Annotated in this window: 24 protein-coding genes; 14 read left to right on the forward strand and 10 right to left on the reverse strand. The window is 69.3% G+C overall.

Annotation, left to right across the window (positions count from 1 at the left end; all coding sequences use genetic code 11):
- From ABZ281_RS04520 to ABZ281_RS04545, 6 genes are all read left to right on the forward strand, one after another.
- Positions 1-560: sugar ABC transporter permease (locus tag ABZ281_RS04520; RefSeq protein ID WP_356652018.1), on the forward strand; the 560-nt coding region annotated here is incomplete at its 5' end.
- On the forward strand, positions 557-1,489 hold the full coding sequence (locus ABZ281_RS04525; RefSeq protein ID WP_356652020.1) for a carbohydrate ABC transporter permease: 933 nt from the start codon (positions 557-559) through the stop codon (positions 1,487-1,489). The genes ABZ281_RS04520 and ABZ281_RS04525, both read left to right, overlap by 4 nt.
- A gap of 46 nt (positions 1,490-1,535) precedes the next feature.
- The gene (locus tag ABZ281_RS04530) at positions 1,536-3,665 is read left to right on the forward strand and encodes a beta-galactosidase (protein ID WP_356652022.1); all 2,130 of its coding nucleotides are present in this window, start codon (positions 1,536-1,538) and stop codon (positions 3,663-3,665) included.
- Between the two features lie 20 nt (positions 3,666-3,685).
- Positions 3,686-5,491, forward strand: coding sequence for an RICIN domain-containing protein (locus ABZ281_RS04535; protein WP_356652024.1), 1,806 nt, complete (start codon positions 3,686-3,688; stop codon positions 5,489-5,491).
- Between the two features lie 210 nt (positions 5,492-5,701).
- Entirely contained in the window at positions 5,702-5,992 is a 291-nt protein-coding gene (locus tag ABZ281_RS04540) for a hypothetical protein (RefSeq protein WP_356652026.1), read from the forward strand.
- 73 nt (positions 5,993-6,065) lie between these two features.
- Positions 6,066-6,263, forward strand: coding sequence for a hypothetical protein (locus ABZ281_RS04545; protein ID WP_356652027.1), 198 nt, complete (start codon positions 6,066-6,068; stop codon positions 6,261-6,263).
- Between the two features lie 112 nt (positions 6,264-6,375).
- Here ABZ281_RS04545 and ABZ281_RS04550 read toward each other — a convergent pair whose 3' ends face one another.
- From ABZ281_RS04550 to ABZ281_RS04560, 3 genes are read right to left on the reverse strand one after another with little or no spacing between them, the layout of a single operon-like run.
- Positions 6,376-6,906, reverse strand: coding sequence for a cupin domain-containing protein (locus ABZ281_RS04550; protein ID WP_356652029.1), 531 nt, complete (start codon positions 6,904-6,906; stop codon positions 6,376-6,378).
- Positions 6,899-7,990 carry an aminoglycoside phosphotransferase family protein gene (locus tag ABZ281_RS04555; protein WP_356652031.1) on the reverse strand — a complete coding sequence of 364 codons (1,092 nt, stop codon included), beginning with the start codon at positions 7,988-7,990 and terminating at the stop codon, positions 6,899-6,901. Before ABZ281_RS04555 ends, ABZ281_RS04550 begins: the two co-directional genes overlap by 8 nt.
- Complete coding sequence (locus ABZ281_RS04560) at positions 7,987-8,991, reverse strand: C-terminal binding protein (protein WP_356652033.1); 1,005 nt, start codon at positions 8,989-8,991, stop codon at positions 7,987-7,989. The genes ABZ281_RS04555 and ABZ281_RS04560 overlap by 4 nt, the downstream gene beginning before the upstream one ends.
- A gap of 660 nt (positions 8,992-9,651) precedes the next feature.
- On the opposite strand from ABZ281_RS04560, the gene ABZ281_RS04565 reads away from it, so the two are divergent.
- Positions 9,652-10,920: an MFS transporter gene (locus ABZ281_RS04565; RefSeq protein WP_356652035.1), complete on the forward strand. Its 1,269-nt coding sequence runs from the start codon at positions 9,652-9,654 to the stop codon at positions 10,918-10,920.
- Between the two features lie 72 nt (positions 10,921-10,992).
- On the opposite strand, the gene ABZ281_RS04570 is transcribed toward ABZ281_RS04565, so the two are convergent.
- Entirely contained in the window at positions 10,993-11,772 is a 780-nt protein-coding gene (locus ABZ281_RS04570; RefSeq protein ID WP_356652037.1) for a fumarylacetoacetate hydrolase family protein, read from the reverse strand.
- 184 nt (positions 11,773-11,956) lie between these two features.
- Here ABZ281_RS04570 and ABZ281_RS04575 point away from each other — a divergent pair, with 184 nt between their 5' ends.
- Entirely contained in the window at positions 11,957-12,988 is a 1,032-nt protein-coding gene (locus ABZ281_RS04575; RefSeq protein WP_356652039.1) for a LacI family DNA-binding transcriptional regulator, read from the forward strand.
- Positions 12,989-13,077: 89 nt separating this feature from the next.
- Here the strand turns inward: ABZ281_RS04575 and ABZ281_RS04580 are convergent, their stop codons facing one another.
- A complete protein-coding gene (locus ABZ281_RS04580) occupies positions 13,078-13,671 on the reverse strand; it encodes an NAD(P)H-dependent oxidoreductase (protein WP_356652041.1) in 594 nt (197 codons plus the stop codon).
- Between the two features lie 275 nt (positions 13,672-13,946).
- On the opposite strand from ABZ281_RS04580, the gene eno reads away from it, so the two are divergent.
- The 6 genes from eno to ABZ281_RS04610 all read left to right on the forward strand — a co-directional run bounded on the left by eno (position 13,947) and on the right by ABZ281_RS04610 (position 20,062).
- A complete protein-coding gene (eno, locus tag ABZ281_RS04585; RefSeq protein WP_356652043.1) occupies positions 13,947-15,257 on the forward strand; it encodes a phosphopyruvate hydratase in 1,311 nt (436 codons plus the stop codon).
- A 59-nt stretch (positions 15,258-15,316) separates the two neighbouring features.
- Entirely contained in the window at positions 15,317-16,321 is a 1,005-nt protein-coding gene (locus ABZ281_RS04590) for a VOC family protein (protein WP_356652045.1), read from the forward strand.
- Between the two features lie 25 nt (positions 16,322-16,346).
- A complete protein-coding gene (locus ABZ281_RS04595) occupies positions 16,347-16,898 on the forward strand; it encodes a carboxymuconolactone decarboxylase family protein (protein ID WP_356652047.1) in 552 nt (183 codons plus the stop codon).
- 46 nt (positions 16,899-16,944) lie between these two features.
- Positions 16,945-18,045, forward strand: a complete 1,101-nt coding sequence (locus ABZ281_RS04600; protein WP_356652049.1) for an alcohol dehydrogenase catalytic domain-containing protein — start codon at positions 16,945-16,947, stop codon at positions 18,043-18,045.
- Positions 18,046-18,052: 7 nt separating this feature from the next.
- Positions 18,053-19,039 carry a LysR substrate-binding domain-containing protein gene (locus tag ABZ281_RS04605; RefSeq protein WP_356652051.1) on the forward strand — a complete coding sequence of 329 codons (987 nt, stop codon included), beginning with the start codon at positions 18,053-18,055 and terminating at the stop codon, positions 19,037-19,039.
- Between the two features lie 156 nt (positions 19,040-19,195).
- A complete protein-coding gene (locus ABZ281_RS04610) occupies positions 19,196-20,062 on the forward strand; it encodes a 3-hydroxybutyryl-CoA dehydrogenase (protein ID WP_356652053.1) in 867 nt (288 codons plus the stop codon).
- 89 nt (positions 20,063-20,151) lie between these two features.
- Here ABZ281_RS04610 and ABZ281_RS04615 read toward each other — a convergent pair whose 3' ends face one another.
- From ABZ281_RS04615 to ABZ281_RS04635, 5 genes are all read right to left on the reverse strand, one after another.
- A complete protein-coding gene (locus ABZ281_RS04615) occupies positions 20,152-21,117 on the reverse strand; it encodes an electron transfer flavoprotein subunit alpha/FixB family protein (RefSeq protein WP_356652055.1) in 966 nt (321 codons plus the stop codon).
- Positions 21,118-21,144: 27 nt separating this feature from the next.
- Positions 21,145-21,927, reverse strand: coding sequence for an electron transfer flavoprotein subunit beta/FixA family protein (locus ABZ281_RS04620; protein ID WP_356652057.1), 783 nt, complete (start codon positions 21,925-21,927; stop codon positions 21,145-21,147).
- 24 nt (positions 21,928-21,951) lie between these two features.
- On the reverse strand, positions 21,952-23,127 hold the full coding sequence (locus ABZ281_RS04625; RefSeq protein ID WP_356652059.1) for an acyl-CoA dehydrogenase family protein: 1,176 nt from the start codon (positions 23,125-23,127) through the stop codon (positions 21,952-21,954).
- Between the two features lie 71 nt (positions 23,128-23,198).
- Positions 23,199-24,419, reverse strand: a complete 1,221-nt coding sequence (locus tag ABZ281_RS04630) for a CoA transferase (protein WP_356652061.1) — start codon at positions 24,417-24,419, stop codon at positions 23,199-23,201.
- A gap of 44 nt (positions 24,420-24,463) precedes the next feature.
- Positions 24,464-24,889, reverse strand: a complete 426-nt coding sequence (locus tag ABZ281_RS04635) for a hypothetical protein (RefSeq protein ID WP_356652063.1) — start codon at positions 24,887-24,889, stop codon at positions 24,464-24,466.
- Positions 24,890-25,186: the final 297 nt, after the last annotated feature.

The following is a 25,186-nucleotide window of genomic DNA, read 5'->3' on the forward strand; positions in this document are numbered from 1 at the left end:
GCATCTTCGTCCCGTACGCCGTCCCGAGCGTGGTCGCCGCGCTGATGTGGGGCTACCTGTACGGACCGGACTTCGGTCCCTTCAGCCAGCTGAGCCGCGAACTGGGGTTGCCCGTACCGCACTTCCTCAGCGAGAGCTGGATGCTCGGCAGCCTGGCGAACATCGTGACCTGGGAGTTCGTCGGCTACAACATGATCATCCTGTACGCGGCCCTGCGGACCATCCCGCAGGAGCTGTACGAGGCGGCCGCGATGGACGGGGCGGGCGCCTGGCGGATCGCCCGGTCGATCAAGCTGCCGGCGCTGCGGCCGGCGCTCCTGCTGACCTTGCTGTTCTCCGTGATCGGCAGCTTCCAGCTGTTCAACGAACCCAACCTGCTGATGAAGATCGCCCCTGATGTCATCAGCAGCTCCTACACCGCCAACCTCTACGCCTACTCCCTCGCCTTCACGGGCAATCAGCTCAACTACGCGGCCACGGTGTCGTTCCTGCTGGGGCTGGTCATCGTGATCGTCTCCTACGCCGTCCTGCTCACCGCGAACCGCAGGAGGACGCCGTGACCACCACCGCACCCTCAGCCGAGATCGTTCAGGTCGCGGCGCCGGCTCCCGCCGGGCCGGCGCGACCGCGCCGTCGCCGACCCCGCCGCAGCACCCCGCTGACGATCGCCATGCTGGCCGCCCTCGCCTATTTCCTCCTGCCGCTCTGCTGGCTGCTCGCGGCATCCACCAAAAGCACCCGGGACCTGTTCAACAGTTTCGGGCTCTGGTTCTCCCACGCCCCACAGCTGCTGACCAACATCAAGGAGACCTTCGCCCAGGACGACGGCGTCTTCCTGCACTGGCTGCTCAACACCGCGGTGTACGCGGGGGTCAGCGCCGTCGGCGCCGCCCTGCTCGCGGCCGCCGCCGGGTACGGCTTCGCCAAGTTCCGCTTCCGCGGCGACCGCATCGCCTTCAACATGGTCCTCGGCGCCGTCATGGTGCCCGCCACCGCCCTGGCGATCCCGACCTATCTGCTGTTCGCGAAGGCCGGCCTGGTCAACACCCCGTGGGCGGTCATCCTGCCCTCGCTCGTCAATCCCTTCGGTCTCTACCTCATGCGCGTCTACGCCGAAGACGCCGTCCCGGACAGCCTCCTGGAGGCCGCCCGCATCGACGGAGCCGGCGAGGCACGGATCTTCTGCCGCATCGCCCTCAGGTTGCTCGCCCCGGGCCTGGTGACCGTTGTGCTCCTCACCCTCGTGGCGACCTGGAACAACTACTTCCTGCCGCTGATCATGCTCAACGATCCCAAGCTGTACCCCATCACGGTGGGGCTGTCGTCCTGGGCCGCCCAGGCACAGAACGGCGGAGGCGGCGCCAACAGCGACATGCTCGCGCTCGTCGTGACGGGTTCCCTCCTCTCGATCGTCCCGCTCGTGGTGGCCTTCCTCCTGCTCCAGCGCTACTGGCAGAGCGGGCTGGCCACCGGCAGCGTCAAGCAGTGACCCAGGCGCCCACCCTCGTCGCCCTCACCCCCTGGAGGTTCTCCCCATGGCGGATCTGCCCGCCCACGTCCTGTTCGGCGCCGCGTACTACCACGAGTACACGCCCGCATACGACTCCGGCCTGCAGCCCGAGGACCGGTTGAAGACCGACCTCGACCTGATGGTGGAAGCACACTTCAACGTCATCCGGGTCGGTGAGTCGGTCTGGTCCACCTGGGAGCCGGAGAACGGACGCTTCGACCTCGACTGGCTGCAGCCGGTCCTCGACGGCGCCCACGAACGTGGCATCTCCGTCATCCTCGGCACCCCTACCTACGCCGTGCCGCCCTGGCTGGCCCGCCAGTACCCGGAGATCACCGGCGAGTCCGCCACCGGCCGGCGCCACGGCTGGGGCGCCCGCCAGGAGGCCGACTTCACCCACCCCGCCTTTCGCCACCACGCGGAACGAGTGATCCGAAAGATCGTCGCCCGCTACGCCGGCCACCCTGCGGTCATCGGCTGGCAGGTCGACAACGAACCCGGTCTGCACCTCCTCCACAACCACGGCGTCTTCCAGCGCTTCGTGGACCACCTCCGCGAGACATACACGGATGTCGAGACGCTCAACCGCGAGTGGGGCCTGGTCTACTGGTCGCACCGCCTGTCCACCTGGGCCGACCTGTGGACCCCGGACGGCAATGTCCAGCCCCAGTACGACGTCGCCTGGCGGGAGTTCCAGGCCCGCCAGGTCACCGAGTTCATCGGCTGGCAGGCCGACATCGTCCGCGAGTACGCCGAGCCCGGTCAGTTCGTCACGACCTGCATCTCCTACACGCGCCAGGCAGTCGCGGACGACGAGTTGTCCGCCGGGCTCGACATCGCCTCCGGCAACCCGTACTACGACATGCAGGACGGTCTCCTGCTGCCGGACCCCACGCCCGACGACCACGAACAGATCTGGAAGACCACGGGTGTCTGGTCGTTGTACCAGACCGCGGACTGGATGTTCTCCTCCCGCCAGGAGCCGTTCCTCGTCACCGAGACCAACGCGAGCTCCATCGGTTTTCCCTGGGACAACCAGCCCGCCTACGACGGGCAGTGGCGGCAGGCCGCCTGGGCGCTCGTCGCGCGGGGCGCACGGATGATCGAGTACTGGCAGTGGCAGACCCTGCGCTTCGGCGCCGAGACCTACTGGGGCGGCGTTCTGCCGCACAGCGGACGGCCCGGCCGAACCTACGCCGAACTGGCCCGCCTGGGGGCTGAGTTCGCCAAGGCCGGACCGCTCGTCGCGGGGATCGAACCGGACGCCGACCTCACGATCGTCTACTCCACGCCCAGCAAGTGGCTGATGCAGAAGTACCCGCCGCTCGCGACCCCGGACGGGGAACCGGACCCCGCCGCCTACCACCGCATCGTCGACCCCTTCTACCGGGGCGCATGTGACGCCGGCCGCCAGGTGCGCCTCGTCCACGCCCGCCAACTGCCCACGATGACACCAGAGGCGGCCGCACTCCGTCACCCGGTCCTGGTCGCCGCGGCACTGTACGTGGTCGACGACGCGACGCTCGACTGGCTGGACGCCTATGCCCGTGCGGGAGGCCACCTCGTACTCGGCCCTCGGACGGCGTACGCCGACCACCAGGCGAGGGCCCGCCACGAGCCCGCACCCGGGCGCCTCACCGAGGCAGCGGGCGTCACCTACGACGAGTTCAGCAACCTCAAGCGCGCGGTTCCGGTCCGCGCCCTGCCCGGCACACCGTTCGACGTACCCACCGACGCGACAGCGACTCAGTGGATCGAAGGCCTCACGGTTCTCGACGCCGACGTTCTCGCGGCGTACGACGACCCGCACTTCGGCCGCTGGCCGGCCATCACCACACGCCGCCGCGGCGAGGGACGCGTCACCTGTGTGGGAACGGTACCCGGCCGCGGCCTCGCCCGGGCGCTCACCGCCTGGCTGACCCCCACACCGCGCAGCGGATGGAGCGGTCTTCCCGCTTCCGTCACCGCGACCACCGGCACCTCACCGGACGGACGCCGCGTCCACATCGTCCACAACTGGAGCTGGGAGCCCACCAGCCTCCCCGCGCCGATGGACTTCTCCGACGCCCTCACGGACGCCCCCGTCCCCGCCGGCTCCGCACTGGAGCTCGGCCCCTGGGACGTACGGGTCGTCGTCTCCGCCGCCCAGCCTTGATCGACCCACAAAGGAGTGACATGAACAGAAGAAGAGCAGGAAGGGCGCTCGGTGCCTTCGCCGCGACATCCGCGGCGCTGGCGATACCCATGACCAGCGCACAGGCGTACGATCCGACGGGCGGCACTCTGTACCAGCTCGGAAGTGAGCCGTGCCTGAAGGGGCGGGGCAACTGCGCGGTCTACCCGAAATCCGCGCAGCTGCCGGGCGGGCGCCTGGTCGCGTCGTTCGAGAAGTCCACGGTCGTCTCGGCGACGGGCAGCGCGGACCAGCAGACCCTCCCGGTCTACAGGAGCGACGACCACGGCACGACGTGGCAGCCACTGTCCGAGGTCAAGGCCCCCGCCCAGCTCTCCAGCGACGCCAAGTACGCCAAGTACACGAGCAACTGGACCAACCCGTTCCTGTACGTCCTTCCGCAGGACGTCGGCGATCTGAAGCAGGGCACGCTGCTCCTCGCGAGTGTCGTGTCGGGCGACGACTACTACTACAAGGAGCACAAGGCCGCCGACCCGAACTGGACGCCGTCCAACGACGGCGACCGCAAGGACCTGGCGATCGCGCTGTACTCGAGCACCGACGACGGTGCGACCTGGAAGGTCGTCAACGTCGTTGCCACGGGCGGCTGGCAAGGCGGCAGCGCGGGCGCGGTCGGCCAGAACATCGCGGACGCCAACACGAACAAGCAGGTGGATGCGCTCTGGGAGCCGTACCTGATGGTCCACAAGGGCCGACTCGTCTGCTACTACTCCGACGAGAACGACTACACCGGCTTCCACCCGGCCACCGGCGTGCCCACCCTGGACCCCGCCAACGGCACGGCCCCGGATTCGCACGGCCAGATCCTGGTGCACAGGACCTGGGACGGCCGCAGTTCCGCGTGGAGCGATCCGGTCGTGGACATCGCGGGCCTGACCCAGGACATGGGCGGCGGAAAGGCCGAGATCGGCGGCGGCCGCCCCGGCATGCCCAACGTCGTCCGCACGACGGACGGCAAGTGGATGATCACCTACGAATACTGGGGCGGCGGAGCCAACACCCGGTACCGGATCGCCGATGACCCGCTGAAGTTCTACACGGGCTCACGCACCGGCACGGGCGTCGACAGCCTGCCGCGTGATACGGGTTCCCGCACGCTCGCGGCGGGCGGCAGCCCGGTCGTCATCAGGCTCCCCGGTGGCCGCCTGGTCTACAACGCCGCGGGCAGCGGCAACGTGTGGGTCAACGAGAGCGGTCGCAGCAACGGCACGTGGAAGGAGTACCAGACGACCTCGCAGGCCGGATACAGCCGCAATCTGCAGTACGTCGAGGGCACCGGCCGCATCTCGATACTCAACAACCAGGGCACGTCGACCCTCAGGTTCGCCGAAGTCGACCTCGGCCAGTCGGCCGGGGCCTACCACCAGTTGGTGAACCGCAAGACCGACCAGGTGATCGGCACCGGGAACAAGACCAACGACGCGAACATCGGCAACGGAGATGTGCCGGACGTTCGGCTGGAGGCCCCGGGCTCAGCGGCGAACCCCGACACCCAGTACTGGCACATCGTGTCCGAGCCGAACGGCGGCAAGACTCTGCTGAACAAGTCGGGCGGACGGGCGGCGGCCATCTGGACCGGGAACGCGACCGTCGGGCAGAAGATCGGCCAGTGGGTCGACGACAGCAAGACGGGCAGCTGGAACCTCGTCAAGACCAGCGACGGCTTCTACAGACTGCAGTCGCTCAAGAACACGAGCCTGTACCTGACCGGTGCGACCGCCGGTGGGCAGCTCACCCTGCAGAACGCGGTCGCCGACGGATCACAGGACTGGGAGCTCGTCCAATAAGGCGCGTCGGTGCCACGGTGAGGCCTGGCAGCAGTGGCCGGGTCTCACCGTCCTTGATTCCTGCGACCGAGCCGGTGCCTCAGGGCTCGTGGACGGGGATCGGGAACGACTCCCGGACGACGGCGACGCCTCTCTGGGGGGCGGTGACCGACCCCACGACCGGCTTCCCGGTGAGGAGTTCGACCCGTCGACGACTCGTAGGATGCCTGGATGCGCAAGCTGATACGGACGAGCCGCCACACGTGGATCGGTGCGTGGATGGTGTCATGCGCGGTGGGTATCGCCGCAACCGCCTGGCTGAATGCCGCCTCGGCACCGGACCCGCACCCCGAGGAACCCGTCAGCGCCGAGTGTGCCGAGCACATCGCCGACATCGAGACGCAGCTGGCCAAGGCCAGGCGAGAAGGCGCGGACGACGGCGTGCTGGCCTTCTCACGAAGCAAGGTCGGCGCGGACGACTGCAGCGATGAGGTCCTCGAGCACTTCAGTGGCGACCGGTGAGCCGCGTCGTCGAGGACGAGCCGCGGCAGCGCGAGGAGACAAGGGGCGACGCAGCCGCCCTGCACGGCGTGCCGTGAGGCATCTGCACCAGGAGCTGCCGGAACCGGCCAAGGCCGGCAACCGGGGCGTGCTCAGCCGGTTGCGCGTGGGCCGGGTGGGCTGCCGCGCCTGCGGCGATGGCGACGAGCGTGAGGACGTGCTCGGCCCTGCGTTCACAGCGGCGGTGCACACGTCGACAGCCGGCCAGCCATGGCACGGCTGTCTCGCGTGACCTGCGACTGGCGCTTGATGCCCCTGGGCTGCCATGCGGGGTGCTCACTGACGAGCACGGCCTTGCCTTCTCCGAAGTCTGGCTCCTCCTGCGTCGACGCTCCCCCACCCGGTCAGTGATCGCGCTCCGCCCCGACGAGGACGAAGGCCATCGTGACCGGCCGGCCGCTGCGGTTGCGCCACGCGTGCCTCGTGCCGTTCTGGACGACGATGTCCCCGGCCGAGAGCCGGGTGCAGTGGCCGTCGTCGAGTTCGAGGACGATCTCGCCCTGCAGGACGATGGCGTAGTCAACGGTCGGCGTCGCGTGCATGCCGTCCGGCTCGATGAGTTCGGCGAGGCCCGGCGAGTCGGCCCGTTGCTCCCGGTCGAAGGCGACGGGGTCGAAGGCCGGGTCGGCCATCGCCGCCTCGGGCGGGAAGGTGAGGACGATGAACCGGGTGCCGCCGGGCGCCGGGAGCAGGCTGGTGACCTCGCAGGTGGAGTCTTCCCCGGCCCGGTCGATCCCCTCGCCGGGCTCGGTGGCCCATGGCAGGCGGGACACCCAGCCCGGCAGACTGGTGAACTCCCGGCTGCGCGGGATCGAGCCGTCACTGACGACGACCGACCTGCCGCTCTCGTCATGCCCGGTGACGACTCTACGCATGCCTCTCTCCTCGGTCGGGCCCGGCGGTCCGGGAATTGCCGAGCCCGGTCGAGGCCGACAGGGCGGCGGCCCATACGTCCACGACGTCCGCCACCGTAGGCGCGGGTGCCCGCAGCAGCGCCGCCGCGACCGTGCGTACGAACAGACGCTGCCGTTCTTCCGTGAGGTACTCGACCGGTGACTTGCCGTCCACGCGGGCGAGCAGCAGCGCCGGCAGTAGTGAAGCGGCCCGGGCTTCGAGTGCCGGCAGCGGCTCCCAGTCGACGCACCGGGCGTACTCCACGGCCAACACGTGGGCCGACGTGGTGAGTTCTGCGCGGCGGCCTGGTACGACCAGACTCTTGAGGAGCAGATGGCTGACGCAGAAGGCCAGGTCGAAGGCCGGGTCTCCGTACCAGGCGCATTCGGCGTCCAGCAGTACGGGCGCCGATGAGCCGACGAGGATGTTCTTGGGACTGACGTCGCCGTGCACGAGGGTCAGGCGGGTCCGGACCGTGCGATCGGCGAGGCCCTCGAGGACGTGGGCCAGGGCTGGATGCGCGGCGGCCGTTGCCAGCAGGTACGGGTCGATGCGCAGCGCGTGGAAGTTGTCGTCGGTGGCGAACTCCGCGGCGAGGGCGCTGTCTCCCGCGGCGGCCGCGTGCAGGCTGCCCAGCAGCTCTCCTACGGCCGCAGCGGTCACCGTCCGCACCTCGCCGTGCAGCAGTTGTGCCTTCCACATGGGATACCGCTCGGGGGGCAGATACGCCATGGCGAAGAGGCCGGCGGTGGGGTCGTGAGCCAGCAGCTCCGGCACGCTGTCCGGGCGGTGCCGGGCGGCGAACCGCATCCACGCCCATTCGAAGGCGTTGCGCGACACCGGTGCCTGCCAGTCGGCCGCGACCTTCAGCCTCGCCAGGGCTCGTTTGACGCAGAGGGACCGTTCCTGCAGGTCAACCCGCCACAGATCGGACGAGACTCCGCCGGCCAGTGGGGTCCAGCGTGCGGCGTCACCGGCCTCGGCGAGCTGGTGAGTGATCAGGAAGTCCGTCAGGGCGGTGTCGGGAACCGGGCCTGGGACCGACCGCGTGGACGGCGCGCTCATCGCGGGTCACCCGCTCCGGCGGGCAGACCGCGGGGAGTGTTGCAGGCATGGGCCGGGGCCTCGTCCGCCAGGATCCGTACGACCTCCTCGGCGGCGCGACGGCGCAGTTCCGTGACCGACGCGTCGGAGGAGAAGGCGACGTGCGGGGTGAGCAGGGCGCCCGGCCGGTCCAGCAGTGCGGCGGGGACGTGCGGTTCGGATTCCAGGACGTCGAAGGCGGCTCCGTCCAGCTGCCCGCCGGCCAGTGCCTCGATCACCGCGTCGGTGTCGACCAGACCGCCCCGGCTGACATTGACCAGCAGGCCACCCGGCGGCATCAGCGCCAGCTGTCCGGCCCCGATGATGTGGTGCGTGCCGGGTGTGAGCGGCAGGTGGAGGATCACCGCGTCGCTGCGCCGCAGCAGTTCATCCAGGTCCACCAGCTCCACTCCGGGGACGTCCCCGAGCGGGTGGGGATCGTGGGCGAGGATCCGGCAGCCGAACGCTCCGAGCTTGCGGGCCGTGGCCCGTCCGATCCGCCCGAAGCCGACGATGCCGCAGGTCAGCGTCGACAGCCGGCGCAACCGGGCGGTCGCGGGATCCCAGCGGCCCGCCCGCACCTCGCGGTCGAACACCACCAGCCCCCGCGTCCAGGCCAGCACCATGCCGACGGCGTGGTCGGAGACCTCCTCGACGCAGTAGTCCGGCACGTTGGTGACCCATACGCCCCGCTCGGTGGCCGTGTCCGTGGCGATGTTGTCGAGGCCGACCCCGAGCCTGGCCACGACGCGCAGGTCCGGCGAGGCGCCGATCGCGGTGGCGGAGACGGGCGCCCAGCAGGTCAGGATCCCGTCGGGCCGGTGCTCGGCCACCAGCGCCTCGATCGCCTGGGCGGAGGCGGGCTCGGCGGGGCCGGTCACCAGGGTGTGGCCCGCCTGCTCGATGACCGACCGCTCGACGCAGTCGTCGGGCCAGGCGTAGTCGGTGAGCAGCACGGTGCCGGAGCGGCTCGGTGGTTTCATCGCAGGTCGTCCTCACAGAATCGTGCGTCTCACGGCAGGTCCGAAGGCCTTGAACCGCCATGGGCGGGAGGGAGAGGGTCGAAGGGCTCGGGTGAACGGCCGGCGTGCGCCGACTTGTGGTCGGCGCCAACGCCGCGGTACGCCCCTGGAACGGGTCACGAGATGTCGGGGCATGTCGAATCACTCTGTCACAGCCACGCGATGCTAACGATAGCACTGACGTGCTTCGGCACGTCAAGAGTGCGGAGTGCGTGCGAGCGGCGAGTAAGGACACGCACATCCGGAAACCCGGCCACCTCGAGAAATCGAAACCACCGAAGAAATCCCCCGTTCACATCTTGACGCGCCGGTGACTTCCCTTCATGGTTTCAGCCAACGCCGACCGTGCAGGAACAATAGGGAGTTGCACGAGACCCGGCTGTCGAAGACGCCATAGCCACGGACGTCCCCGACGGGCGACATACGGCTGAATTCCGCATGCGGCATCCGATCGCGCGGCAGCCGTTCGCCCCGTTCCGCCAGTCGGCGGCAGCCTCAACGGCCCCGACTCGATCAAGTCCGTGTTCTGCTCACCCTCTTCTTTCGCCGATGCCCGCACGCTCCCCGTGCCGGCAGGCATCGCCGCGGCCTGCCGTGGCCCATTCCTCCTCAGGAGCCGCTATGACTCACGCAGCGCAAGTCGACACCGGCGCAGTGCTCGCCGACGGGACGCGGGAAAGCAGCCGTCCTCCCCTTTCGCGGGCCATGATCGCGGTGGGCTTTCTGCTGATCGTCCTCTCCTACATGGTCAACGCGATGGACCGCCAGGTCTTCCCGCCCCTGCTGCCCAGCATTCGGGAGGAGTACGGGTTCTCCCTGGAACAGGGCGGGCTCCTCGCGACGAACTTCACCCTCGGCATGGCCCTGGCCGGCCTGCCCGCGGGCTACCTCCTGGATCGTTTCCGCCGCAAGACGGTACTGCTGGTCAGCATCGTGCTCTACTCCCTGGGCACGATGGCCACACCTCTGGCCGTCGGCTTCGCCGACATGACCTTGTACCGGGTCGTCTCCGGCTTCGGTGAGGGCATGCAGTCCGCCGCGATCTTCGCGGCGATGGGCGCCTACTTCGCCCACCGGCGCGGACTCGCCTTCGGCACCATCGGCCTGGGCTATTCCGTGGGCGTGTTCATCGCCCCGCTGATCGGCGTCGAGCTGATGAGCATGCACGGCACCTGGCACTCCCCCTTCTACCTGTTCGGCACGGCCGGACTGCTGATCGCCGCGGCCTCCGCGTTCCTGGTCAGGACCGCCCTGACCGAGCGCTCCGTCGAGCAGGCCGTCACGACCGGGGACGCCGAACACATGCCGGCCTCCGCCTACAACCGCAACTCCCTTGCCCTGGCCGTCCACGCGGTCGTCAGCGGCGTCGCGATCTACGGGTTTCTCGGCCTCTACCCGACGTTCCTCATCACCTCGCTCCACTACTCCGCCGAGCAGGCCGCCCTGGCCATGAGCTTCCTGGGCTTCGGCGGGATGCTGGCGATCTTCGGCGGCTGGCTCGGCGACCGCGTGAACCAGCGCACCCTGCTGATCCTCAGCCTGCTGGCCGTCTCCGCCATCAGCGTGGGCATCTACGAGACCCATGCGGGAGTCGGTGTGCAGTGTGTGTTCGCCTTCCTCATGGGTGCCTTCGGGCTGGGATTCATCTACCCCAACACCAACAGCGCGTTGCAGCGGGCCGTCCGCCCCTCCCAGATCGGACGCGCTTCCGGGCTGTTCGTCACCAGCTACTACGGGCCGGCGGCCTTCTCGGGCCTGCTCTTCGCCGCCCTGGTGGACTCGTTCGGCTGGAGCGGGGCCGGGATGCTGCAGGTCACCCTCCTACCACTGATGGGTGTCGCCGCCCTCACCTTCGTCCGCCCGGCGCAGTTCAGCAGCGCGGTCCGCTGACGGCCACGGGAAAGGGGCCTGCCCACCGCTCGGCGGTGGGCGGGCCCCTTGATGCACGCTCGCCCTACGGCGTCAACGGCTGTCGGCCACCACAGGATTGCGCAGGACCCCGATGCCCTCGATCTCGACCTCGACCTCGTCCCCGGGACGGATCGGTCCGACTCCTGAAGGTGTGCCGGTCATGATCACGTCTCCCGGCAGCAGCGTCAGGTGACGGCTGAGGTAACTGACCAGGTCGGGGACCGTGAGCAGCAGGTCGGCCGTGCTCGCCGACTGCACGACGGCGCCGTTCAGGCGGGTCGTCAGGGTCAGGTCCGAGGGGTCGAGATCGGTCGCGATGACGGGTCCGAGGGGTGCGAAGGTGTCCTGACCCTTTCCGATCAGGAGCGTCCCGAACGCGCTCTCCCTGCGTTGGACGATGCGGTCACTGACATCGTTTCCACACGTGTAGCCGAGAATGTACGCATGGGCCTGGGCGGCTTTCACATGACGGGCTTCCCTACCGATGACGGAGACCAACTCACCCTCGAAATGAATGAGTTCCGCATCCGCCGGGTAGACAATGGCATCTCCCGGCCCGACCACGGCCGTACTCGGCTTCATGAAGCACACGGGGACTTCCGGAACCTCACGGTCGGTTTCGTCGACATGTGAGGCGTAGTTGTATGCGAAGCCGAAGATCCGAGGCCGTTCGACCGGCGGAAGAATGACGACGTCGCCGACGTCGTCCACCTGCCCGACAGGGGACAGCCCGGTAAAGGGATCACCTTCGCATCTGACGATCCGGGAGTCACCGGATATGAATTCTCCATAGTGACACACGCCGCCGACGGCATACCTGACGATCCGCACGGAAACCTCCGCAACTAGGCAGCCGCAGGCGACTGCACGACCCCTCCAGCAGTGCTAACGTTAGCATGACGCCGGTGATCAACCGGTCGCCCCGCTTCAACGAACGCCGAGCACAATGCGAGTGCTATCGTTGGCACAGAGTCGGTGACGATGCGGTACCAGTCAGTCCAGGGAGCCCCTTCACGTGATCACGACCAGGGACATCGCCGAACGCCTCGGAGTCTCCGTGTCGACGGTGGGACGGGCACTCGCCGATGATCCGCGCATCAGCGAGGAGACCAAGGGCCGGGTGCGGCAGGCCGCGACGGAGATGGGCTACGTCGGCAACCGCGCGGCACGCATGATGCGCGGCGCGTCCAGCAACGTGGTCGCACTCGTGATCCCGGACATCCGCAACAGCTTCTACTCGACCATCGCCCACGAGCTGTCGAAGAACATGGAGGCCGAGGGCTTCCAGCTCATGCTGTCGGAGACCGACGACGACCGCATGGCGGAGCTGCGCCAGCTGCGGGAGCTGTCCGCGAACCGCGTCGCGGGGATCATCATCGTGCCGACGGCCCGCCCGCACAGCGAGTCCGCCAAACTCCTGCGCGCCGTCCCGCACTTGCAGCTGCTGCGCAAGCACCCCCTGCTCGGCTCCCAGTGGTTCGGCGTCGACGACCACGAGGCCCTGCGCCAGGCCACGGCTCATCTCGTGACGCAGGGCCACACCCGCATCGCCTACCTCGGAGGCCCCGAAGAGCTTCCCACCGGCGCGCAACGACTGCGGGGCTTCCGCGACGCGCTGCGCGAGGGCGGCCTGCCGGACGAGGCGGGGCGCACAGAGCTGGGACCGCCGTCGTCGGTCGAGCACGGCCGCGAGACGGTGCGCCGGCTCCTCGGGGCTCCGGACGCGCCCTCCGCACTGGTGGTGGGATCGGTCCAGATCACCCTGGGTGTCCTGGAGGAGCTGTCCCGGCAAGGCGTGAAGGTCCCCGGGGAGTTGTCGGTGGTCGGGTTCGGCGACGAGCCCGGCTTCTCCTGGTGGGGGCCCGGACTCACCACGATCGGGCTGCCGATCCAGGAGATGGCGACCGGCTGCGCGCTGTGGCTGCTGCGTCGCCTGAAGACGGAGCCGGGCAACGACGGCCCGTACACGTCGATCTCCCCCGGGTCCCTGGTCCTGCGCGGCAGCACGGCGCCCCCGGACGGCGGGGCTCCGCCCGGATCCGCCTGAGGCGCGACGTCACGGACGTCCGCCACCCGCGATCGCGAAGGCAGCCGGAGTGACCGATCACTCCGGGCGCCGAGTCGCGCGGCACGGCGTCAGTACGTTCCGCTGCGCAGCCGCCGCATGACGGTTGCCGTCCGGGTCAGTTCGTCGAGCAGGTGCTCGGCGGCCGACTCATGCAGCTTGCCGGGCCGGAAAGCACCGTCCTGGACCTGTTCGCCGACGAACGGGATGCTCACGGTCGGACCGATCGGCAGCATCCTCAGATTGGCCACGACCTGCTTGGCCATCTGCACCGCCCGCGTGCCCGCCGAGACACCCCCGTAGCTGACGAACGCGGCGGGCTTGTGCTGCCACTCCACGGCGAGGTAGTCCCACGCGTTCTTCAGGGGAGCCGGAAAGCCGCCGTTGTATTCGGGGGTGACGAACACGAACGCGTCCGACGCCTCGACGATCCGGCTCCAGGCGCGGGTATGGCTCTTGGTGTACTGCCGCAGGACCGGCGGATGCGGCTCGTCGAGGAACGGCAGAGCGAGTTCGCACAGGTCCACCGTGTGCGACTCGAACCGCCCGTATTCCGCGACCCGGGCGCAGAACCAGTCCGCGACGGATCTGCCCACCCGTCCGGGACGCGTGCTGGCCACAACCGTGGTGAGGATCAGGGGCGCCGCGGAGGGTCCGGGTGTCATAGGGGCTCACTTTCCTGTCGGCCGCGACCGGCCCGGCGAACCCACGCCACCTGTGCTGTCCGTCCAGGCACGCGGGCCCGCCGGAGTCTGCGCCGGAGCGCCACACAAAGGTGGCGGGAGCGGGTTGTGCGAACGATAGCACGAAGGCGACGCGCGTCTGAGTCACGAGACGGAACAGCGTGGAGCCAAACCTCAGACCCTCCCCCCTTGACACAAGCACCGCCGGTTCGCACCATTGTGCTATCGATAGCACTACGTCGGAAGGTCTCACTGCCATGACAGACGCTCGGATCGCCACACTCCAGGGGCGCAGGGTGTGGGACTCACGCGGGCGGCCGACCGTGGAGGTCGAGGTCCACCTCGCGGACGGTGCGACGGGCAGGGCCATCGCGCCCGCGGGTGCCTCGACGGGCCAGGGCGAGGCGCTCGATCTGCGCGACGGCGGCGCACGGTTCGGCGGACTGGACGTGCTGCACGCCGTCGGTTCGGTCGACCGGGAGATCGCACCCGCTCTGCTGAACCGCGACGCGAGCGACCAGGAAAACGTCGACCGGCTCCTGGTGGACCTGGACGGAACCCCCGACCGAAGCCGTCTCGGCGGCAACGCGATCGTGGCCACCTCCATGGCCGTGCTGCACGCCGCCGCGGCGTCGGCCGGCGCACCCCTGTGGCGGCACCTGGCGAGCGGGCGGCCGGTGCGCATCCCCCTGCCGGAGATTCAGATCTTCGGCGGCGGAGCGCACGCGGACCGCCGTGTCGACGTCCAGGACTTCATGGTCGTCTGCCCGGCGGCAGCGAGCTTCTCCGAGGCCCTGGACTGGACGGCGGAGATCTACCGGGCGGCCGGCAGCCTGATGCGCAAGGCCGGCAGGGTCCAGGGCGTGGCGGACGAGGGCGGATTCTGGCCCGCGTTCGACTCCAACGAGGAGGCGCTGGAGATGCTCACCCTGGCGATCGAGACCGCGGGCTTCACACCCTCGACCCAGGTCGGCATCTCGCTGGACGTCGCGGCCTCGCAGTTCGGCAGCGGTGGGCGGTACACGCTCGCGCTCGACAACCGCACGCTGGACACCGCCGGCCTGATCGACATGCTGGGCGGCTGGATCGAGCAGTACCCGGTCCTCTCCGTCGAGGATCCGGTGGGCGAGGACGACACCGACGGGATGGTGGAGTTCACCCGGCGCTACGGCCACCGTTGCCAGGTCATCGGTGACGACTACCTCGTCACGAACGCCAAGCGGGTCGAGGCGGCCTCCATCAGCGGCGCAGCCAACGCCGTTCTCGTCAAGCCCAATCAGGCCGGCACCGTGTCGGAGGCGTTCCAGGCCCTGCGCGCCGGAAAGGACGCCGGCTTCGGCACGATCGTCTCGGCCAGGTCCGGGGAGACCGAGGACGTCACCATCGCCCATCTGAGCGTCGGCTGGGACGCGGGCCAGCTGAAGGTCGGCTCGTTCACACGCTCCGAGCGCATGGCCAAGTGGAACGAGGTCCTGCGCATCGAGGAGTCCCTCGGCGATTCCGCGGAATTCAGCGGATGGTCCGCTTTCGCATTCGCCGGTTCCCGGCCTTCCCCTACCGAGCCGTAAAACATCTATCCGTATTAGAGTCATCGAAATCGAGAGCCGATCGGAGCACGGAGACCAGCATGCTGCCCCCCGTAAATCTGCGCCCGAGTTTCAATATCACCCGAACCAGCCATGTGCGTCTCACCGTGGCCGATCTCGCCGAGAGCCGGAACTTCTACGTCAATGCCCTCGGGCTCGTCGTCAGCGACGAGGACGAGCGCACCTGCTACCTCCGCGGCCTGGCCGAGGCCTGCCACCACAGCCTCGTACTGGAGCGGGCCGAGGAGGGCGCCGGCGCCTGCCGGAGGATCGGGTTCAGGGTCTTCCTCGACGAGGATCTCGACATCGCCTACGCGTGGTTCCGTGAGCGGGGCCTGCCCGCGGAGTGGGTCGACCTGCCGTACCAGAGCCGCACCCTGCACGTCACCGACCCCATCGGTACGCCGCTCGAACTCTGCGCGCACATGGAGACGCGGCCGAGGCTCCACATCAGCTTCGAGCACCACAAGGGCGCACACGCGCAGCGGCTCGACCACTTCCAGACCTTCGCGCCAAACACCTACGAACTGACCGCCTTCTACGGCGAACTCGGCTTCCGGAACTCCGAGTACCTGGCTCATGGCGACAAGCTGCTGGGGTCTTTCATGTACCGCAAGGGCACCACCCTGGACCTGGCGGTCGTGGAGAACACCGGGCCCGCCCTGCACCATTTCGCGTACACCGTCTCCGAGAGCCGCGACATCTTCACCGCCTGCGACTGGGCGGGGATCCTCGGCTACGGCGAGGGCGTCGAGCGCGGTCCCGGACGGCACGGTCCGGGCGGCATGCTCTACACCTATCTCCGTGACCCGGACGGGCACCGGGTGGAGGTCTTCAACGCCCACTACCAGACCATCGACACGGAGATCGAACCCGTGCGCTGGGACGCGGGTTCGCTGAGCACCAATGTCCGCTGGGGCTTCCCGGCGCTGGAGAAGTGGTACTTCGAGGCGTCACCGTTCGTGGGCGTGTCACAGACGCCACCCGCCGAACTGCCGAAACCGATGACGCTCGAGCGGTTCCTGTCCGAACAGTCCGCCCACTGACCCGTCCGTCCCCGAGGAGACACCCATGGCACGCGTTCCCTACCAGCGCCGCGAGGACGCGGACGAGGCACAGAAACCCCTGTACGACCGGCTCGAGGCCGAGCGCAAGGTTCCGACGGCGAACATCTTCCTCGCGTTGGCGGGCGCCCCGGCACAACTGGATGCCTTCCTGACCTACGCCAACTCCCTGCGGGCCGCCGACCTCAGCCCGGCCCTGCGTGAGCTGGCCATCCTGACCGTGGGACACGCGACCCGGTCCGCTTACGAGGTCGCGCACCACCAGTCGCACGGGCTCAAGGCCGGACTCAGCGAGGAACAACTCGCGGCTGTCGACGACTTCGAATCGTCCGGCCTGTTCGACGAGACGGAGAAGGCGGTCATGCGCCTCGCGAAGGAGTCCACGCTCCATGTCGAGGTCTCGGACGAGACATGGCGGGCCGCCGCCGACCGTCTCACGACCCAACAGATGATCGAACTGTCGTTGTCCATCGCCTGGTACAACTCCGGTGTCCGCATCATGGGCCTGCTGGACATCGACCTCGAGGACAATTACCCCCACCCGTTCCCGAATTCGTAGTCGGCAGCGTACTGCCCTTCAATACCGGAGTATTTCAATGGCGAAAATGCTCGCTGCACGACTGCACGCGCTCGGTGAGCCGATGTCCGTGGACACGATCGACGTGCCCACCCCTCGGCCGACCGATGTGCTGGTGCGGGTCGAGGCATGCGGAATCGTGCCGAACATGGCCAATGTGATCGACAACTGGCCCACCTGGTATCCGCACCAGCCACTGCCCAAGCTGCCCGCGATCTTCGGTCTGGACCCCGCGGGCGTGGTCGAGGCAGTCGGCGAGGCAGTGCTCAACACCAGGCCCGGCGACCGGGTCTACGTCAGCCCGCTGCGGTCCTGCGGCAGTTGCCAGGTGTGCCGCGGCGGCGAGCTCAGCCGGTGCCGCTACTTCACCCTGAACGGCTACTTCAGCACCTCCCGCGACGGCCAGCGGATCTTCGATCTCTACCCGTACGGCGGCTTCGCCGAGTACATGACCGCGCCGCAGCACGCCATCGTCAACATCCCCGACACCATGACGTTCGAGCAGGCCGGCAAGCTCGGCTACATCGGCACTTCCTACGGGGCCCTCAGGCACGCCGCGGCCGGCCCCGGCCAGGTCGCGCTGATCGACGGAATCACCGGCACGCTCGGCGTCGCCTCCACCCTTCTCGCGCTGGCCTCGGGTGTCTCCAAGGTCCTCGGGACGGGGCGCAACGAGAAACTCCTCAAGCGGGTCCAGGAGCTGGCTCCGGACCGGATCGAGGTCATGCGGCTGGGCGAGGGCTCCAGCGGCGCGTGGGCCAAGTCCCGCACCGGCGGAGAGGGCGCGGACTTCGTCATCAGCGCGCTCGGTGCCAAGGCCCCGGTGGAGACGATGTTCGATTCGATGCAGGGCGTCCGCCGCGGCGGACGGGTGGTCAACGTCGGCGGTGTCGCCGACCGTCTGCCGGTGGACGTGAAGTGGCTCATGGACGAACAGGTCCAGCTGATCGGCTCCAACTGGTTCACCACCGCACAGGGCCAGGAGGTCGCCGACATGGTGGCCACCGGGGCTCTGGATCTGTCCTACCTGATCACCAAGCCCTTCTCGCTGTCCGAGGTCAACGAAGCGATCTCGGGACGCGCGACGGACCTCGACGGCGGATTCAGCAACTACGTCGTGATCCCCTGAACCGCGGATGCCCCATACTCACCCCGCGGCGGCCCTGTTCTGCCCTGACGCCGCCGCGGGGCGATCCAGCAAGACGGAGGAGCCGGTGGAACTGCGCTGGCTGGAATCGTTCGTCGTCGTCGCGGAGGAACTGCACTTCGCGCGTGCCTCGGACCGTCTGCACCTCGCTCCGTCGGCGCTCAGCGCCCAGATCAGGGCGCTGGAGACCCACCTGGGCGTGCGGCTCGTCGACCGGGGACGGCGCACCCGCCCGGCGCTGACCGGCGCCGGACGGCTGTTCCTCGAAGAAGCACGGCTGACCCTTGCGCAGGCCGCTCGGGCCGAGGCGGTGGGCCGGCGTGCCGGTCGCGGGGAGCTGGGCCATGCCCAGATCGCGTACGTCGCCTCCGCCGCGTTCTCCGGAGTGCTGACCGACGTCCTCACCCGCTGCGCAGCCAGCGGCACTGAACTTACCGTGCACGTACGCGAGTTGGAGACGCCGGCTCAGCTGAAAGCCCTGGCCTGCGGGGACATCGATGTCGGCTTCCTGCGCTGGCGGCCGGAGTACCCACCCGAGGTGACAGCCACCTGCCTGCTCACCGAACAGGTCGTTCTGGCGCTGCCGGCCACCGCGCCCCTGGCGGCGTACGAAGCGGTCCCGGCGGCGCAGCTGCGCGACGAGTGCTTCGTGGCCCCGCACTTCGACGAGGAGTACGGTTGCCGCGACCAGATCCTCGAAGTGGCCGGCCAGGGGGGCTTCAGCCCGCGCTGCGCTCCCCCGGTGCGGGACTTCATCGCGGCCCTGACCCTCGTGGGTGGTGGTCTGGCTGTCGCCCTGGTACCGGCTTCGCTGCGGCGCGTGCACATCCCGGGGGTGGCGTACCGCCCCCTGAAGGACGTGGCCCTGACCACCCGGCTCGTCGGGGCGTACCGCAGGGCCGAGACCTCGCCCGCGGTCCGTGCGGTGATCCACCGACTGCGCGAGGTCGCGGCCGCGGCGACGGCCACCGGGTGAAGCTTTCTCACCACCGGGCCGACGCAGGTTTGTACGCGGATGACGCACTGTTTTAGCAGGTCAGAAGGGGTACGCCCGCCTTAGGCTCGAACCGCACCACACATCCCGGCGACGTGAGTCGACCGCCGCCGGAAGGAGCGACAGGCGGAGGAGCACATGACAGTGATCAAGCACGTGGGTGTCGTCGGAGCCGGCCAGATGGGCCGGGGCATCGCGGAGGTCTGCGCCCGGGCAGGAGTGCACGTCACACTGTGCGACGCGACCGAGGACCGGGCTCGTGCCGGCCTGGCGGGCATCGCGGACTCCCTGCTCAAGGCGGAGAAGTTCGGCGCAATCACGTCCGAAGACCGTGCGCACGCGCTGGCCGGAATCTCGGTCAGCGGCGATCTCTCCCGCCTGTCCGGGGCAGATCTGGTCATCGAGGCCGCCGTAGAGGACGAGCAGGCCAAGACAGCCCTGTTCCGGCAGTTGGGCAAGGTGGTGACGGACCCGGCCGCCGTGCTGGCCAGCAACACCTCCTCGATCCCCATCACCCGGCTCGGCGTCGCGGCGGGGCGGCCGGAAGCAGTGGTCGGACTGCACTTCTTCAACCCGGTCCCCGTCATGCCTCTGGTCGAGGTCATCCCCTCGCTGCACACGTCGAAGGCCACGACACTGCGGGTGCGTGCCTTCGCGGACGAGGTCCTGGGCAAGCGGACGATCCTCGCCCAGGATCGCGCCGGGTTCGTGGTGAACTCCCTGCTGATTCCGTACCTGTTGGCGGCGGTGCGCATGGTGGGTTCCGGCACGGCGACGGCGGAGGACATCGACACGGGGATGACCGCCGGCTGCGCCCATCCGATGGGCCCGCTGCGCCTCGCCGACCTCATCGGCCTGGACACCGTGGCGGCGATAGGTGAGGCGCTGTACGAGGAGTACCGGGAGCCGCTGTACGCCCCTCCCCCGCTGCTGCGCCGCATGGTCGAATCGGGTCTGCTGGGGCGCAAGTCGGGGCGGGGGTTCTTCACGTACCAGACAGCGTGACACAACGGCCGAGGCGGAGCTCCCGGCCCACCCCCGCGGTTCGGGGGTCGGGTCGAAAGCTCCGCCTCGGCTCGCCTGCCGCGAGACGCTCAGCCGTCGGCGCGGCGCACGGTCACTTCCCGCGTGAGCTGCGGAGCCACCGCGAACAGGTCACCCACGACGCCGTAGTCGGCCAGGCCGAAGACGGGTGCCTCAGGATCCTTGTTGACCGCGACGATCATCTTGGAGGTCTGCATCCCGGCGAGGTGCTGGATCGCCCCGGAGATGCCCAGGGCGATGTACAGCTGGGGCGAGACGGACTTGCCGGTCTGGCCCACCTGGTACTGGTGCGGGTAGTAGCCGGCGTCGACCGCGGCGCGTGAGGCGCCCACGGCACCGCCCAGCGCGTCGGCCAGCTCCTCCACCACTGTGAAGCCGTCCGTTCCTCCGACGCCGCGTCCGCCGGAGACGACGACGGCCGCCTCGGTGAGCGCGGGCCGGTCACCCGCGAGCACGGCGCGGCGGGCGGTGATGCGGGCGGACGCCGCGGGGTCGATCGGCGGCAGGGTGAGACCGTGCCACGTCGCCTCCACGGGGTGCTCTTCCGGCTCGAAGGAGCCCGGCCGTACGGCGATCACCGCCATGCCGCGGGTGACCCGTGAGTGCACGGTGCAGGAGCCACCGAAGACGATCTGGGTGACCTCACCGGATGGGTACAGGTCGACAGCGTCGATCAGCAGCCCGGCGTCCACCCGCGCGGCGAGACGCCCGGCCACCTCCTTTCCGTCCGCAGTCGACGAGATGAGAACGGCCGCGGGACATACCTCCCGGACCGCGCGTTCGAGGGCGTCGACAGCCGGCGTGCCGAGGAACGCGCCCGCTTCGGCCGACTCGGCCGCGTGCACGCGCGTGGCACCGTGGCGGGCGAGGGAGTCCGTCAGGCGGGCCGCGGTGCCGGGGGTACCCACGACGACGGCGGCCGGGTCGCCCCACCGCCGCGCCGCGGTCAGGAGTTCGTACGTGGACTTGAGGACACGCTCCCCGTCGTGGTCGACGAGGACGAGGACATCGGGCATGGGTGCCTGCTTCTCGGTCGGGGTGGGTCAGACGAGCTTCTGGGCCATCAGGTAGTCGACGAGTTGCCGACCGGCCGAGCCGTCGTCCGTGACACGGATTCCGGCGGCCCGGGCCGCACGGGGAACGGCTTCCACCACACGGGTTCGGGTCACGAGGAACTCGGTGCCGTCGGCGTCGGGGAACAGGTCGTCGAGGTCGACCGTCTCCACCGGCTTCCTCTTCGCGGCCATGATCCCCTTGAAGGAGGGGTAGCGTGGTTCGTTGATCTTCTCGGTGACGCTGACCAGCGCGGGCAGTGGTGCGTCGAGCGTCGCCCCGCCGCTCTCGGTCTCGCGCTCCGCGCGCACCCGTCCCGCCTCCACCTGCAGTTCCCGCACGTGCGTCAGCTGTGGCAGGCCGAGGAGGTCCGCTACGACGGCGGGGACCGCGCCGGACTGTCCGTCGGTCGTGGCGTCGCCCGCGAGGACCAGATCCACGTCCTCCACCGTCCGTACGGCCGCGGCCAGCACTCTTGCGGTGCTCACCACGTCGGCGCCCCGGAGCCGGTCGTCGCAGATGTGGATGCCGCTGTCCGCCCCCATCGCCAGAACCTTGCGGACGGCCTCCAGCGCCGAGTCGGGTCCCATCGACACCACGGTGACGTCGGCGCCCACCGTCTCCTTCAACGTCAGCGCCACCTCCGCAGCGCGCTCGTTGATCTCGTCCAGGACGAGCTCGGGGCCTTCGCGGTCCAGAGTGTGGTCTTTCCCGGACAGGATGCGTTCCGCGCCGGTGTCCGGTACCTGCTTGACGAGTACGACGATGTTCACGTTCGTCTCCCTTCAGCCGGGCGGTCAGCGGAACGCGGGGTAGCCGGTGATCGCCTGGCCGACGACCAGCGTGTGCATCTCGGTGGTGCCCTCGTATGTGAGGACGGACTCGAGGTTGTTGGCGTGGCGCAGCGGTGAGTACTCCAGGGAGATGCCGTTGGCGCCGAGGATGGTGCGGCACTCCCGCGCGATGGCGATGGCTTCGCGCACGTTGTTGAGCTTGCCGACGCTGATCTGCTCGGACCGGATGCGGTGCTGGTCCTTCAGGCGGCCCAGGTGCAGGGCGAGAAGTGCGGCGTTGCCCAGGGACAGGGTCATGTCGGCGAGCTTCTTCTGCGTGAGCTGGAAGGCGCTGATCGGCTTGCCGAACTGCACCCGTGAGTCGGCGTAGTCGACGGCTGCCTGAACCGAGTCGCGGGCCGCGCCGACCGCGCCGAACAGGATGCCGAAGCGGGCCTCGTTCAGGCAGGACAGCGGGCCGCGCAGGCCCTCGGCGAGCGGCAGCCGCGCCGAGTCCGGCAGTCGCACGTTGTCGAAATACAGCTCCGAGGTGATGGACGCGCGCAGCGACATCTTGTGCTTGATGTCCTGGGTGGTGAAGCCAGCGGTGCCGCGCGGGACGAGGAAACCGCGGACACCGTCCTCGGTCTGGGCCCAGACCGTGGCCACATCGGCGATGCCGCCGTTGGTGATCCACATCTTGGAGCCGTTCAGGATCCAGTCGTCGCCGTCCCGGACGGCCCTGGTGCGCATCCCCGAGGGGTTGCTGCCGAAGTCGGGTTCGGTCAGGCCGAAGCAGCCGATCGCCTCACCGGCGGCCAGCCGGGGCAGCCACTCCTGCTTCTGCTCCTCCGAACCCCACTTCCAGATGGAGAACATCGACAGCGAGCCCTGCACCGAGACGAAGCTTCTGAAGCCCGAGTCCGCCGCCTCCAGCTCCAGGCAGGCCAGACCGTAGCTGACCGCGTTCGTCCCGGCACAGCCATACCCTTCGAGATGCATGCCGAGTACGCCCAACTTGCCCAGCTCCGGAGCGAGTTCACGGGCGAAGTGTGCGTTCTCGAACCACTCGCCGATGTGCGGTCGGACCCGGTCGGCAAGGAACTTGCCGACGGTGGCCTGGATCTCGCGCTCCTCGTCGGTGAGGACGGAGGCGATGTCGAGCAGGTCGAGGGGGTCCTTCAGCGGCTTGGTGCTCATGAGTGGCTCCTTGATAGGCAGGTGTACAGGTGACTTGTGGAAGGGGGCGTGGCTGCGGGCGGCGGCCCACGTCACTCGGAGGCGTGGCCGGTCAGGCCGCGGAGGATCTCCTCGGTGTGCCGGCCCAGTTGCGGCGGGGGCAGCAGGTACCGTGCGGGCGTTCCGCTCAGCGCGACGGGATGGGCGACCTGCCGGGAGGGCCTGCCGTCCGCGCCCTCGGCAGCCGCGGCGGGGATCTCGACGATGCCGGGCAGGCCGAGTCGCCGGGCGAAGGCGAACGCCTCGTCGACGCCGTTGACCGGACCGGCCGGGACGCCGGCGGCCAGCAGGACATCCGACCAGTGGTCCGCGCCCCGGGTGCTCAGTAGCCGGGTCAGGATTTCCCGTAGCTCGACGCGGTGGGCGACCCGGTCGGTGTTGGTGCGGAAGCGGTCGTCGTCCGCGAGGCCGGGCTGCCCGAGGGTCTGCGTGAGCATCGCGAACTGCCGGTCGTTGCCCACCGCGAGGGCGATCGGGCGGTCGGCCGTCGGGAAGGTCTCGTACGGGGCGATGCTCGGGTGCGCGTTGCCCATACGCCCGGGGACGACACCGGCGACGGCGAACGCCGACGCCTGGTTGACCATGGCCGACAGCAGGGAGCCGAGGAGGTTCACCTCGACGAGTTGTCCCTGCCCCGTCGCGTCCCGGTGCCGGAGAGCCGCGAGAACGCCGAGCGAGGCGTGCAGTCCGGTGATCACGTCGACCAGCGCCACACCCGCCTTCACCGGCTGCCCGTCCGCGGTCCCGGTCACGCTCATCAGGCCGCCGACGGCTTGCACGAGCAGGTCGTACCCGGGGATCGCGGCGCCCTCGCCGCTGCCGAACCCGCTGATCGAGCAGTAGACCAGACGCGGGTACCGCGCACGGAGCTCCTGATGGCCGAGGCCCAGCCGCTCCATCGTGCCCGGCCGGAAGTTCTCGACCAGGACGTCGGATTCCGCGACCAGGGCTCGTGCCTGCCCACGGCCCGATTCCGTGGTCAGGTCCAGGACGACCGATCTCTTGTTCCGGTTGACACTCAGGAAGTAGGTCGACGTGCCGTCGTCGTCGGCCGGAGGGTGCCAGGTGCGGGTCTCGTCCCCGACACCCGGCCGCTCGATCTTGATCACGTCGGCACCGAGGTCGGCGAGGAGCATGGTGGCGTAGGGGCCCGCGAGAACCCGGGAGAAGTCGGCGACGCGCAACCCTTCCAACGCGCCCCGTCCTGTGTCCACGTCGGCTCGCTCGTCCGGCACGTGGTGATGGGTGCTCACGCACCTCTCCTCTCTGTTGGTGGACGCAGGGGATCCGATTGCCGTCACCACCAGCGCTCCAGAAGCGGCGCCGGATGGATGAGCTCGACTGCGGGAAGGCCCTGGCCGTGCCGGGCGACGGCCCCCACGACGGTCACCCGTGCGCCGACCGCCACCACGACCGGAGACGAACCGGTCACCTGGCAGAGGAGGTTGAAGCCCTCGTCCATGGCGACGAACCACGTGTTGTGCTGGGCGTTGCCGTTCCGCCGAACGACGACCCCCATGCCGGAGCTGCGTTCTCGGTCGAAGGCCATGGCCCCGCAGACACGGCAGAACGAGCGGCGGTAGGCCGGGGTCCCGCACCACCGGCACCGCTGGAAGGAGAGTTGACGGCCGGCCTCGGGGAGGCCCGTTGGTGCCGTGGCGAGGTCGGCCGCTTCGCGCTGGTCGCCGCACTCGGTGTTCTCGCGGGTGTCTGTCCGGATCACCACGGCCTCCTCACTGTCGCCGACCGGAAAACGTGTGATCGGAATCCGATGTCTCCCTCACCCTGGCTCCGCCACGGATCGCCCGTCAACGACGCGTTGACGCATCTTTGTGCGCGGAATGCGATCCGTTCGCTGAGGTCAGGGCGGGTGTGTGGCGCTACGGTCGAATCGGGGGGCGATCCCGTCGCCGCGACTCGTCAGTCCATCGGCCAAAGCGAAACCCGGCTCGAGGAGGCGGCTCTCCGGAGAGGCGATGACAGACGACGGCACCTCGACCGACCCCGCCATGAACTGGCC

The sequence above is a fragment of the Streptomyces sp. NPDC006265 genome (assembly GCF_040613555.1).
Lineage (GTDB): Bacteria > Actinomycetota > Actinomycetes > Streptomycetales > Streptomycetaceae > Streptomyces.

Excerpts from the sequence above, each read along its gene's own strand:
- eno (WP_356652043.1), top strand. The coding sequence starts at position 13,947 with ATGACAGACGCTCGGATCGCCACACTCCAGGGGCGCAGGGTGTGGGAC.
- ABZ281_RS04560 (WP_356652033.1), bottom strand. The coding sequence starts at position 8,991 with ATGAAACCACCGAGCCGCTCCGGCACCGTGCTGCTCACCGACTACGCC.
- ABZ281_RS04595 (WP_356652047.1), top strand. The coding sequence starts at position 16,347 with ATGGCACGCGTTCCCTACCAGCGCCGCGAGGACGCGGACGAGGCACAG.
- ABZ281_RS04605 (WP_356652051.1), top strand. The coding sequence starts at position 18,053 with ATGCCCCATACTCACCCCGCGGCGGCCCTGTTCTGCCCTGACGCCGCC.
- ABZ281_RS04535 (WP_356652024.1), top strand. The coding sequence starts at position 3,686 with ATGAACAGAAGAAGAGCAGGAAGGGCGCTCGGTGCCTTCGCCGCGACA.
- ABZ281_RS04565 (WP_356652035.1), top strand. The coding sequence starts at position 9,652 with ATGACTCACGCAGCGCAAGTCGACACCGGCGCAGTGCTCGCCGACGGG.
- ABZ281_RS04600 (WP_356652049.1), top strand. The coding sequence starts at position 16,945 with ATGCTCGCTGCACGACTGCACGCGCTCGGTGAGCCGATGTCCGTGGAC.
- ABZ281_RS04555 (WP_356652031.1), bottom strand. The coding sequence starts at position 7,990 with ATGAGCGCGCCGTCCACGCGGTCGGTCCCAGGCCCGGTTCCCGACACC.
- ABZ281_RS04625 (WP_356652059.1), bottom strand. The coding sequence starts at position 23,127 with ATGAGCACCAAGCCGCTGAAGGACCCCCTCGACCTGCTCGACATCGCC.
- ABZ281_RS04590 (WP_356652045.1), top strand. The coding sequence starts at position 15,317 with ATGCTGCCCCCCGTAAATCTGCGCCCGAGTTTCAATATCACCCGAACC.
- ABZ281_RS04550 (WP_356652029.1), bottom strand. The coding sequence starts at position 6,906 with ATGCGTAGAGTCGTCACCGGGCATGACGAGAGCGGCAGGTCGGTCGTC.
- ABZ281_RS04530 (WP_356652022.1), top strand. The coding sequence starts at position 1,536 with ATGGCGGATCTGCCCGCCCACGTCCTGTTCGGCGCCGCGTACTACCAC.
- ABZ281_RS04610 (WP_356652053.1), top strand. The coding sequence starts at position 19,196 with ATGACAGTGATCAAGCACGTGGGTGTCGTCGGAGCCGGCCAGATGGGC.
- ABZ281_RS04580 (WP_356652041.1), bottom strand. The coding sequence starts at position 13,671 with ATGACACCCGGACCCTCCGCGGCGCCCCTGATCCTCACCACGGTTGTG.
- ABZ281_RS04615 (WP_356652055.1), bottom strand. The coding sequence starts at position 21,117 with ATGCCCGATGTCCTCGTCCTCGTCGACCACGACGGGGAGCGTGTCCTC.
- ABZ281_RS04540 (WP_356652026.1), top strand. The coding sequence starts at position 5,702 with ATGCGCAAGCTGATACGGACGAGCCGCCACACGTGGATCGGTGCGTGG.